This window comes from Bacillus sanguinis (genome assembly GCF_018332475.1).
GTDB classification, from domain to species: Bacteria; Bacillota; Bacilli; order Bacillales; family Bacillaceae_G; genus Bacillus_A; species Bacillus_A sanguinis.
Genome location: NZ_BOQB01000069.1, coordinates 32,965 through 42,806 on the forward strand (window position 1 = coordinate 32,965; position 9,842 = coordinate 42,806).

The following is a 9,842-nucleotide window of genomic DNA, read 5'->3' on the forward strand; positions in this document are numbered from 1 at the left end:
TAATAACTTGTGTAGAAAAGAGGTGCTACATGCTTGTAAGACTTGGGTATGTTGCAATGAGTGTACATTTGAAAAACGCATCTCCATCTCAAACGATGACATATGCGCAGTTTCAACGAATTGATGATCGAGAAGCTGCAATTCGTAAACTCGAAAGAATTGCTAATTCGAATTTAGAAAATTGTTTACGGTTATTAAAGCATAATAGAGGACATGATATATCTTTCTTTCGGCTTAGTTCCAAGCTTGTTCCTTTAGCGAATCATGAGGATTTGTTAGATTGGAATTATATTCGCCCCTTAAAAGAAAATTTAAAAATGCTAGGTGATTACGCCATTCGAATGAATATGCGTATTGATTTCCATCCAGATCATTTTGTTGTGCTGAATTCACCTGACGAGAAAATTTTTAAACAATCTGTAAAGACATTGCAGATGCATAAAAAATTATTAAAAGGTATGGGAATTGAACATAAGCAACGATGCGTATTACACGTGGGCGGGGGTTATAACGATAAGGAACTCGCATTAGAACGCTTTATAGAAAATTGGTCAAGTGTTCCAAGAGGTATTCAAGAGATGATCATATTAGAAAATGATGATACGACCTTTTCTTTAGAAGAAACATTATATTTAGGTGAAAAGTTAGATATTCCAGTCGTGTTTGATTTGCATCACCATATAATGAATCATGATCGAGAAGATTGGTATGAAGATTGGGCGCGTGTTGTACATACGTGGGAATCGTCTTTGTTACCAGTGAAAATGCATATTTCTAGTCCTAGAGAAGGAAAAGATCCGAGAGCGCATGCGGACTTTATTGATGTAGATACTTTTTTATCTTTTTTAAAAAAGATAAAGGGAAGTGTTCCGCAAATTGATTGTATGATTGAGGCGAAGAAGAAGGATGAGTCTTTATTTCAACTCATGAGAGATTTAAGTAAACAAACAGATGTAGAAATTATCGATGGTGCGAGCTTTTATATTAAATAAGCTCTGCACCATCGAATTTTTTTGCCCCGCTATTTGCGAGCGGTAAGACTCCCGCCTCAAAATTTGGTGAATATGAGAGGAGGGGGAGGTGGGCTGCCCGTAAAACCTCCACTGATTAAAGCTTCATTTTATTAATAAAGGAGTGCAAATACCACCAATGATTAATCCTGTTAAATGGCTTATAGGGTTAGCGGAGGGATTGAAGAAAGTGAATAGTAGTAATATACATATTGTGATTGAAAAAATAGCAATGTCTCTTGGATTGGAAGAACGATATCGACTATACAATAGAAATAATTGTGCACCTAGCAATCCAAAAATGCCACCAGATGCTCCGGCATGAATATATTCAAGAGGCATAATAAGATAAGAAGAGATATTTCCAAGAATGCCAGAAAGGAAAAAAATAATGATGAAAGAAAAGTGCCCTAGTTGTTTTTCAATAGAAGAGCCAAGTACAAATAAACAAATACTATTAGAAAGGAAATGTTGTAAGTCTGCATGTACAAGTAAGGAAGTTATGAGACGCCACCATTCTCCTTTAGCGATATATTCATTGTAGGATGCCATGGGAACGAGAGAAAGGTCGCCTAACATAATCATGACTAATTGTATGAGAAGTAAAGTGATGACGATTGGTTGTAAGGAAATGCGGGCAGAAGGTATTAGCATGTTGTTAGTATCACTCCTTTTGCATCAGAAAGATTCTCTGTTATTCTTACAATATGAAAAAAGAAAGCTAAATAGAAGAAGGGGAATGTGAAATGATTGTAGGGATTGGAATCGATATTATCGAATTGAATCGAATTGAAAAAATGCTAGATGGAAAACTTAAATTTATGGAGCGTATTTTAACTGAAAGTGAACGGAATGTTGCTAAGGAACTGAAGGGAAGTCGTCTTACAGAGTTTGTAGCGGGAAGGTTTGCAGCGAAAGAGGCGTATTCAAAAGCGGTAGGGACTGGTATCGGGAAAGAAGTAAGTTTTTTAGATATTGAAGTAAGAAATGATGATAGAGGTAAGCCGATTCTTGTTACAAGTACAGAGCATATTGTTCATTTATCAATTAGTCATAGTAAGGAATTTGCTGTTGCTCAAGTGGTTTTAGAAAGCTCGTCAAGCTAGTCTGCATATTTTATATCTTTGTCTCATATATTTGTGGTAGCGATAAGGAAGGTACATCTTCCACTCATTTATAGGGGCAAAGGGGCTGAAGTGATGAAAAGGCGTCTGTTTTTAGTTCTTGTCGGTTTATTAACCGTTTTTGTGTTGGCCGGTTGTATGGAAAAGAAACAAGATGATGTTGTGAGAGATTTAGAGGCGAAAGTAAAAGGGATGAAAAGTTATCAAGCTGAAGCGAAATTATCTATTAAAACAGGGAATGAGCCTCAGGAGTATAAGGTAGAAATATGGCATAAAGAGCCTTCTTTTTATCGTGTGAATTTGCAGAATGCGAAGAAAGATCAAAGCCAAATTATTTTAAGAAATGAAGAAGGGGTATTTGTATTAACGCCAGCGCTTAATAAGAGTTTCCGTTTCCAAAGTGATTGGCCTCAAAATAGTAGCCAGGCTTATTTATATGAATCCCTTGTGAGAGATATTTTGCAGGACAAGAAAAACCTTACTTTTGAAAAAACAGATAAGTATTATATTTTTAAAACAAAAACAAACTATCAACATCAAAACATGTTGCCGAAACAAGAGATTACATTGAAGAAAAGTGATTTAACACCAGTTTCGGTGAAGTTAATGGATAATGATCAAAATGTTCTTGTGAAAGTAGATTTCTCAAAAGTGAAATTTGATGCGAAATTTGATAAAGGTGCATTTGATACGAAACAAAATATGTCTAGAGCACAAGTAGATGTTCAAACAACAGCGAAAGAAGACAAACCATTTGCTATTTTGTATCCGCGTGATACGCCGCAAGGTATGGTTTTGAAAGATGAAAAAGAGTTGAAGACAGACAGTGGCAAGCGTGCGATACTCACATACACTGGAAGTAAGAAATCCTTTACTTTGATACAAGAAAAGGCAAAAGTTGCAGAGGCTTCGTCAGCGATAAGTGTGAGCGGAGAATTGGTTGATCTTGGCTTTACAATTGGGGCATTGACGAAAGATTCTTTAACGTGGTCGCATAACGGAGTAGAATATATGCTCGTGTCTAAAGGTTTAGAGCCGAAGGAGCTATTAATGGTTGCTCGTTCAGTTACAGAGAAGCAAGTGAAGTAAACTTCTTAGACGTGGTGATATATGTGCACCACGTCTTTTCTTAGTTTGAAGGGTGGATTTCATAAAAGAAGCATATAAAAGAATAAGCTTCGCATATCGTGTATAAGGAAGTGTATTTATGGAAGAAGCACCATTTTACCGTGACACTTGGGTGGAAGTGGATTTAGATGCGATTTATAACAATATTACACATATTAAAAATTTCATTCCAAGTGATGTAGAGATTTTTGCTGTAGTTAAAGCGAATGCATATGGACACGATTATGTGCCGGTAGCTAAAACGGCATTAGAAGCAGGGGCGACAAGGTTAGCAGTTGCCTTTTTAGATGAAGCTTTAGTGCTTCGGAGGGCTGGTATTACTGTGCCGATTTTAGTGTTAGGTCCTTCCCCGCCTCGTGATGTCAATGTAGCTGCTGAAAATGATGTAGCGTTAACTGTTTTTCAAAAAGAATGGGTGGATGAAGCAATCAAACTTTGGGATGGTTCATCTACAATGAAATACCATATTAATTTCGATAGTGGTATGGGGAGAATTGGAATACGCGAACGCAAAGAGTTAAAAGGGTTTTTAAAGAGTTTAAAAGGTGCACCATTTTTAGAATTAGAAGGAGTTTATACACATTTTGCAACAGCGGATGAGGTGGAGACTTCTTACTTTGATAAGCAATATAACACATTTTTGCAGCAGTTAAGTTGGTTGAAAGAGTTCGGAGTCGATCCTAAGTTTGTCCATACAGCTAATAGTGCTGCAACGCTACGTTTTCAAGGGATTACATTTAATGCAGTACGAATTGGCATTGCAATGTATGGGTTATCCCCGTCTGTAGAAATACGCCCTTTTTTACCGTTTAAATTAGAACCGGCGCTATCATTGCATACGAAAGTTGCTCATATTAAACAGGTGATTAAAGGGGATGGAATCAGCTATAACGTCACTTATCGGACGAAAACGGAAGAATGGATTGCAACCGTTGCAATTGGATATGCAGATGGATGGCTTAGAAGATTACAAGGATTTGAAGTGCTTATAAATGGTAAAAGGGTACCGATTGTAGGTCGAGTAACAATGGATCAATTCATGATACACCTTCCTTGTGAAGTGCCGCTTGGTACGAAAGTCACACTCATTGGAAGACAAGGTGATGAGTATATTAGTGCTACTGAAGTTGCTGAATATTCTGGGACCATTAATTATGAAATTATTGCAACGATAAGCTTTCGTGTGCCGAGAATATTCATAAGGCATGGCAAGGTTGTAGAGGTAATTAATTATTTGAATGATATATAGAAGGTAGTATGATTTGCTTCTTGTCATTTGAGAGGACTGTTCATTGGTTAAGAATAAGCTCGTTTTTGATGAGAAGCTTTTTACTTATAGTTACTTTTAACATAATTTAACGTGGATTTTGCGGAGAAACTCTTTCTTTTCTTGTTTGTAATGAGATAAAAAATAAAAGAATATGAATGTTTTGTTTGTGAATTGGAAAACATAAGCAAGGAATAAGGAAGTCTTTGCAACAGGCTCCATACAATGGTATTATTACAATAGGTGTCATATATATATTTGGGTGTGTAGTTGACGGTGGAGGTGTATTTTTGTGTCCGAATCAAGTGTAACTACTGAAATCGTGGTTCGGTTGCCAAAGCAAATGGTAACGGAATTGGACGGAATTGGAAAACAAGAGAATAAGAATCGCCATGAACTAATTTGCCAGGCAACACAACTGTTATTGCGTCAACATAAGACGAAGAAACGCTACCAACATGAATCAATGCGACGTGGGTACATTGAAATGGGAAAAATTAATCTTGGTATTGCATCTGAAGCTTTCTTAGCAGAGTATGAAGCAGCTCATACAGTAGAACGCTTAGTTAGCGGGGGGTAATATTTTGATTGTAAAACGCGGCGACGTGTATTTTGCAGACCTTTCCCCAGTTGTTGGTTCTGAGCAAGGAGGCGTTCGTCCGGTTCTTGTCATTCAAAATGACATCGGAAATCGTTTTAGTCCAACGGTGATTGTAGCGGCTATTACTGCACAGATTCAAAAAGCTAAATTACCCACTCATGTGGAAATTGATGCGAAAAAGTACGGTTTTGAGAGAGATTCTGTTATTTTACTTGAGCAGATTCGAACAATCGATAAGCAGCGCTTAACGGATAAAATCACTCACTTAGATGAAGTGATGATGATTCGTGTAGATGAAGCGCTACAAATTAGTTTAGGACTAATAGATTTTTAAATCGGCAGTTTAAGTTGCTCTCTTTACAGGGCAACTTTTTTTTATTATAGAGGAGGTTACGGTTGTATATGGAAATGGTAGATAATCGACAAGCGTTAATGAAAATGTTAGTGAAGGAATTAGGCTTTACCGAAAAGCAAGTTCGTCATGTTATTCAATTAACAGAAGAAGGTAACACAGTTCCATTTATTGCTCGTTACCGAAAAGAATGGACAGGCTCTTTAGATGAAGTGCAAATTCGTACAATTTTAGAGAGATGGCAATATATGATGCAACTTGAAGATAGGAAAGAAGAGGTTCTTCGTCTTATTGATGAGAAGGGGAAACTGACAGGGGAGTTACGTCAGCAAATTGTTAAAGCTGCAAAGTTGCAAGAAGTAGAAGATTTATATCGTCCATATAAAGAGAAAAGAAGAACGAAAGCAACGATTGCAAAAGAAAAAGGATTAGAGCCGTTAGCTGAATGGTTATTGTTATATAAGAAAGAAGATCCAAATCAGAAGGCAGTGGAGTTTATTAACGCAGAAAAAGAAGTGCAATCTGCAGAAGAAGCATTACAAGGTGCCCAAGACATTATTGCTGAAATCATTTCAGATGAAGCGGCGTATCGTAGTTGGATTCGGAATGTTACTTTTAGAAAAGGTGTTATGTCTTCGTCCGTAAAAGATGAAGAGAAAGATGAAAAGAATATATATGAAATGTATTACAGTTATGAAGAACCGTTGCAGAAAGTAGTGCCGCATCGTGTATTAGCGATGAATCGTGGTGAGAAAGAAGATGTATTGAGAGTTTCTGTTGTTCCACCAGTAGATGAGATAGTAAATTTCTTATATAAGAGAGTAATTCGTGATAACGATTCGAAAAGTGCACATTATGTAAAGTTAGCAATAGAGGATGGTTATAAACGATTAATTCAATCCTCTATTGAAAGAGAGATTCGAAAAGAATTAACAGAAACAGCTGAGGAACAAGCGATACATATTTTCTCTGAGAACTTACGTAATTTGTTATTACAACCTCCAATGAAAGGAAAAGTTGTGCTAGCTGTAGACCCGGCATATAGAACGGGATGTAAATTAGCCATTGTAGACGATACGGGAAAAGTTCTATATATCGATGTTATTTATCCGCATCCACCAGTGCGTAAATATGAAGATGCAAAAACGAAAGTTCTTTCTATTATAGATAAATATCAAGTTGAAATGATTGCGATTGGGAATGGTACAGCTTCTAGAGAATCGGAAGAATTTATAGTTGATGTATTACAAAGTGTGAAACGAGAAGTCTTCTATATTATAGTGAACGAAGCTGGTGCAAGTGTGTATTCGGCTTCTGATTTAGCACGTGAGGAATTCCCGGATTTACAGGTTGAAGAAAGAAGTGCTGTTTCTATCGGTAGACGTCTGCAAGATCCACTTGCTGAACTTGTAAAGATTGATCCTAAATCAGTTGGGGTTGGACAATATCAACATGATGTATCTCAAAAGAGATTGAATGAATCATTAACGTTTGTAGTAGAGACGGCAGTTAACCAAGTCGGTGTGAATGTAAATACAGCTTCAGTTGCTTTATTGCAATATGTTTCGGGTTTATCGAAAACTGTTGCGAAAAATATTGTGGCAAAGCGTGAAGAAGAAGGGAAATTTACAAAACGAACAGACTTAAAGAAAATACCGCGTCTAGGTGCCAAGACATATGAACAATGTATAGGTTTCTTACGTATATTAGAAGGGGCAAATCCGTTAGACAGAACGGGTATTCATCCAGAACAATATAAAAATGTTGAATTGTTATTGAAGAGTCTAGGATTATCAAAAGGTGACGTAGGGCAACCACAGTTGCAAAAGAGCTTAGAAGAAGTAGAGATTTCTAAGTTATCGGAAGAAACGGGAGTTGGGGAGCCAACGTTAGTTGATATTATAGATGCACTCATTAGTCCAGAGCGAGATATGAGGGATGAGCTGCCTAAACCGCTTCTGAAAAAAGGGATTTTGAAATTAGAAGATTTAAAACGTGGTATGGAACTGGAAGGGACAGTTCGTAACGTTGTTGATTTTGGTGCTTTTGTTGATGTAGGTGTAAAACAAGATGGTTTAGTACATATTTCTAAACTAAGCAAACAGTACGTGAAGCATCCGTTAGATATTGTATCTGTCGGACAAATTGTCAAGGTATGGGTAGATGATATTGATATGAAAAAAGGTCGCGTTGCACTATCCATGTTGCCGCTTGAATAGTAAGAGAAGAGAGCAGATGAAACTGCTCTTTTTTTTATGGAATAAAATGTGTAATGGATTATGAGCTTTGATGTATTTTGCTATAATAAAACCAGCATTCATTTAGTAATTTGATTTGATACCGGTTTTTTTCAAAATATGCGCGTTGCATTTGTTTTTTTAGCCACGTAGGCATAGGAATCCCTCCTTGTTTAATCCTACTCTCAAAAATGTAAGGTACTATTGATGAGAGGTTGGTGAGTGGATTTCTATTCATGCTATGTTTTTAGAAACCACGCTTCTTGAATGAGGATGGGTATATGTACTATTTAATATATGTATAAGAGAGGAGAAAAGTGTAAAAATATTTTTTTGTTTAGGAGGAATGAAAATGGATGAGCAAGAAATACAGCGGTTAGTGGAAGAAGTATCACTACAATACTTCGGAATATCATTTTTACATAAAGCTATGTTCAATAGTAGGCTGCGTACAACTGGTGGACGCTATCTATTGAATACACACAATATTGAACTGAATTATCGATATTACGAAATGTATGGGAAAGAAGAGTTAGTTGGAATCATTAAACATGAGCTTTGTCATTATCACTTACATATTGCAGGAAGAGGTTATAAGCATCGGGATAGGGATTTTCGTGAATTGTTAAAGGTAGTTGATGCACCGCGCTTTTGTAAACGAATGATGAATGAAGAGAAAGGAAAAAAGGTTTATACGTATGAATGTATGGGCTGTTTGCTTCAATATGTAAGAAGACGACAAATAAATACAAAAAGATATGTCTGCGGAAAGTGTAAAGGGAAACTAAACCGGATAAAGAAAACATCTTGACAGTAAAAACGCAATCCAGTATATTATAAACATGTCACGTTTGTACAAGATGTTGTGAAAAAACTTCTTGACTTACGATGAGAAATTTTATAAGATACAAATTGTCTTTATTATTCCGCAGTAGCTCAGTGGTAGAGCTATCGGCTGTTAACCGATCGGTCGTAGGTTCGAGTCCTACCTGCGGAGCCATACAGAGAAGTACCCAAGTGGCTCAAGGGGCTCCCCTGCTAAGGGAGTAGATCGCTAACGCGGTGCGAGGGTTCGAATCCCTTCTTCTCTGCCATACATACTGGCCCGTTGGTCAAGTGGTTAAGACACCGCCCTTTCACGGCGGTAACACGGGTTCGAATCCCGTACGGGTCACCACTTCGGAGGATTAGCTCAGCTGGGAGAGCACCTGCCTTACAAGCAGGGGGTCGGCGGTTCGATCCCGTCATCCTCCACCATATAAATTATATAAATAGTATCATCGCGGGGTGGAGCAGCACGGTAGCTCGTCGGGCTCATAACCCGAAGGTCGCAGGTTCAAATCCTGTCCCCGCAACCAAATGGTCCCGTGGTGTAGTGGTTAACATGCCTGCCTGTCACGCAGGAGATCGCCGGTTCGACCCCGGTCGGGACCGCCATTTTAACTTCTGCTATTTGGCAGTTGTTTTTTATTGGACATTATGTTACAATAACATTTGTCTTTGAAAAGAAGATAAAAATTTCGATGGGCTATAGCCAAGCGGTAAGGCAACGGACTTTGACTCCGTCATGCGCTGGTTCGAATCCAGCTAGCCCAGCCATTTACGAGCCATTAGCTCAGTTGGTAGAGCATCTGACTTTTAATCAGAGGGTCGAAGGTTCGAATCCTTCATGGCTCACTTTTGTTTTTTCCGCGCGGTCGTGGCGGAACGGCAGACGCGCTAGGTTGAGGGCCTAGTGGGGGAAACCCCGTGGAGGTTCAAGTCCTCTCGGCCGCATCAAAAAAATCTTTTAAAAAGTACTTGCATTTGAAAATGTAGTATGATAAGATAATTGAGTCGCCAAAATACAACGACGAAAAAACATCATGAATAAGCGCCCGTAGCTCAATTGGATAGAGCGTTTGACTACGGATCAAGAGGTTAGGGGTTCGACTCCTCTCGGGCGCGCCATAACGGGAAGTGGCTCAGCTTGGTAGAGCACCTGGTTTGGGACCAGGGGGTCGCAGGTTCAAATCCTGTCTTCCCGACCACGCGGGTGTAGTTTAGTGGTAAAACAAGAGCCTTCCAAGCTCTGGTCGAGAGTTCGATTCTCTTCACCCGCTTTTAGTTCTTTGAAAACTGAA

Annotated in this window: 10 protein-coding genes and 12 tRNA genes; 20 read left to right on the forward strand and 2 right to left on the reverse strand. The window is 38.3% G+C overall.

All coding sequences use genetic code 11. The features are described from left to right. The first annotated feature begins 29 nt into the window (after positions 1 to 29). On the forward strand, positions 30 to 992 hold the full coding sequence (gene uvsE / locus KI369_RS09610; protein WP_212955807.1) for a UV DNA damage repair endonuclease UvsE: 963 nt from the start codon (positions 30 to 32) through the stop codon (positions 990 to 992). Positions 993 to 1,115: 123 nt separating this feature from the next. Here the strand turns inward: uvsE and KI369_RS09615 are convergent, their stop codons facing one another. After that, positions 1,116 to 1,664, reverse strand: coding sequence for a rhomboid family intramembrane serine protease (locus KI369_RS09615; RefSeq protein ID WP_212955808.1), 549 nt, complete (start codon positions 1,662 to 1,664; stop codon positions 1,116 to 1,118). Between the two features lie 92 nt (positions 1,665 to 1,756). Between KI369_RS09615 and acpS the strand changes: the two genes are divergently transcribed. The 6 genes from acpS (at position 1,757) to KI369_RS09645 (ending at position 7,701) form a co-directional block, all read left to right on the forward strand. Continuing rightward, positions 1,757 to 2,116 carry a holo-ACP synthase gene (acpS, locus tag KI369_RS09620; RefSeq protein WP_144616182.1) on the forward strand — a complete coding sequence of 120 codons (360 nt, stop codon included), beginning with the start codon at positions 1,757 to 1,759 and terminating at the stop codon, positions 2,114 to 2,116. Between the two features lie 93 nt (positions 2,117 to 2,209). Beyond that, the gene (locus KI369_RS09625) at positions 2,210 to 3,223 is read left to right on the forward strand and encodes a LolA family protein (protein ID WP_000829111.1); all 1,014 of its coding nucleotides are present in this window, start codon (positions 2,210 to 2,212) and stop codon (positions 3,221 to 3,223) included. Positions 3,224 to 3,341: 118 nt separating this feature from the next. Beyond that, positions 3,342 to 4,511: an alanine racemase gene (alr, locus tag KI369_RS09630; protein ID WP_212955809.1), complete on the forward strand. Its 1,170-nt coding sequence runs from the start codon at positions 3,342 to 3,344 to the stop codon at positions 4,509 to 4,511. 310 nt (positions 4,512 to 4,821) lie between these two features. Next, on the forward strand, positions 4,822 to 5,109 hold the full coding sequence (locus KI369_RS09635) for an antitoxin EndoAI (protein WP_000004570.1): 288 nt from the start codon (positions 4,822 to 4,824) through the stop codon (positions 5,107 to 5,109). Between the two features lie 4 nt (positions 5,110 to 5,113). Then, a complete protein-coding gene (gene ndoA, locus KI369_RS09640; protein WP_000635963.1) occupies positions 5,114 to 5,464 on the forward strand; it encodes a type II toxin-antitoxin system endoribonuclease NdoA in 351 nt (116 codons plus the stop codon). Positions 5,465 to 5,532: 68 nt separating this feature from the next. Then, positions 5,533 to 7,701 (forward strand): Tex family protein, encoded by a 2,169-nt coding sequence (locus KI369_RS09645; protein WP_212955810.1) that lies wholly within the window; start codon positions 5,533 to 5,535, stop codon positions 7,699 to 7,701. Positions 7,702 to 7,759: 58 nt separating this feature from the next. On the opposite strand, the gene cmpA is transcribed toward KI369_RS09645, so the two are convergent. After that, a complete protein-coding gene (gene cmpA / locus KI369_RS09650) occupies positions 7,760 to 7,876 on the reverse strand; it encodes a cortex morphogenetic protein CmpA (RefSeq protein ID WP_001143642.1) in 117 nt (38 codons plus the stop codon). Positions 7,877 to 8,071: 195 nt separating this feature from the next. Between cmpA and KI369_RS09655 the strand changes: the two genes are divergently transcribed. The 13 genes from KI369_RS09655 (at position 8,072) to KI369_RS09715 (ending at position 9,821) form a co-directional block, all read left to right on the forward strand. Beyond that, positions 8,072 to 8,530 carry a SprT family protein gene (locus KI369_RS09655; protein WP_212955811.1) on the forward strand — a complete coding sequence of 153 codons (459 nt, stop codon included), beginning with the start codon at positions 8,072 to 8,074 and terminating at the stop codon, positions 8,528 to 8,530. A 114-nt stretch (positions 8,531 to 8,644) separates the two neighbouring features. Then, positions 8,645 to 8,719 (forward strand) — tRNA-Asn (locus tag KI369_RS09660). A 3-nt stretch (positions 8,720 to 8,722) separates the two neighbouring features. Then, positions 8,723 to 8,813: transfer RNA gene (locus KI369_RS09665), tRNA-Ser, on the forward strand. A gap of 8 nt (positions 8,814 to 8,821) precedes the next feature. Then, positions 8,822 to 8,896: transfer RNA gene (locus KI369_RS09670), tRNA-Glu, on the forward strand. 4 nt (positions 8,897 to 8,900) lie between these two features. Beyond that, a tRNA-Val gene (locus KI369_RS09675) sits at positions 8,901 to 8,976 on the forward strand. Positions 8,977 to 9,000: 24 nt separating this feature from the next. Continuing rightward, positions 9,001 to 9,077 (forward strand) — tRNA-Met (locus tag KI369_RS09680). A 3-nt stretch (positions 9,078 to 9,080) separates the two neighbouring features. After that, a tRNA-Asp gene (locus KI369_RS09685) sits at positions 9,081 to 9,156 on the forward strand. A gap of 87 nt (positions 9,157 to 9,243) precedes the next feature. Next, positions 9,244 to 9,318, forward strand: a tRNA-Gln gene (locus KI369_RS09690). A 5-nt stretch (positions 9,319 to 9,323) separates the two neighbouring features. Beyond that, a tRNA-Lys gene (locus KI369_RS09695) sits at positions 9,324 to 9,396 on the forward strand. Between the two features lie 16 nt (positions 9,397 to 9,412). Next, positions 9,413 to 9,495 (forward strand) — tRNA-Leu (locus tag KI369_RS09700). Positions 9,496 to 9,592: 97 nt separating this feature from the next. Further along, positions 9,593 to 9,669: transfer RNA gene (locus KI369_RS09705), tRNA-Arg, on the forward strand. 3 nt (positions 9,670 to 9,672) lie between these two features. Further along, a tRNA-Pro gene (locus tag KI369_RS09710) sits at positions 9,673 to 9,749 on the forward strand. Position 9,750: 1 nt separating this feature from the next. Further along, positions 9,751 to 9,821, forward strand: a tRNA-Gly gene (locus tag KI369_RS09715). Positions 9,822 to 9,842: the final 21 nt, after the last annotated feature.

Coding starts and splice junctions, on each gene's coding strand:
- uvsE (WP_212955807.1), top strand. CDS start 30: ATGCTTGTAAGACTTGGGTATGTTGCAATGAGTGTACATTTGAAAAAC.
- KI369_RS09615 (WP_212955808.1), bottom strand. CDS start 1,664: ATGCTAATACCTTCTGCCCGCATTTCCTTACAACCAATCGTCATCACT.
- acpS (WP_144616182.1), top strand. CDS start 1,757: ATGATTGTAGGGATTGGAATCGATATTATCGAATTGAATCGAATTGAA.
- KI369_RS09625 (WP_000829111.1), top strand. CDS start 2,210: ATGAAAAGGCGTCTGTTTTTAGTTCTTGTCGGTTTATTAACCGTTTTT.
- alr (WP_212955809.1), top strand. CDS start 3,342: ATGGAAGAAGCACCATTTTACCGTGACACTTGGGTGGAAGTGGATTTA.
- KI369_RS09645 (WP_212955810.1), top strand. CDS start 5,533: ATGGAAATGGTAGATAATCGACAAGCGTTAATGAAAATGTTAGTGAAG.
- cmpA (WP_001143642.1), bottom strand. CDS start 7,876: ATGCCTACGTGGCTAAAAAAACAAATGCAACGCGCATATTTTGAAAAA.
- KI369_RS09655 (WP_212955811.1), top strand. CDS start 8,072: ATGGATGAGCAAGAAATACAGCGGTTAGTGGAAGAAGTATCACTACAA.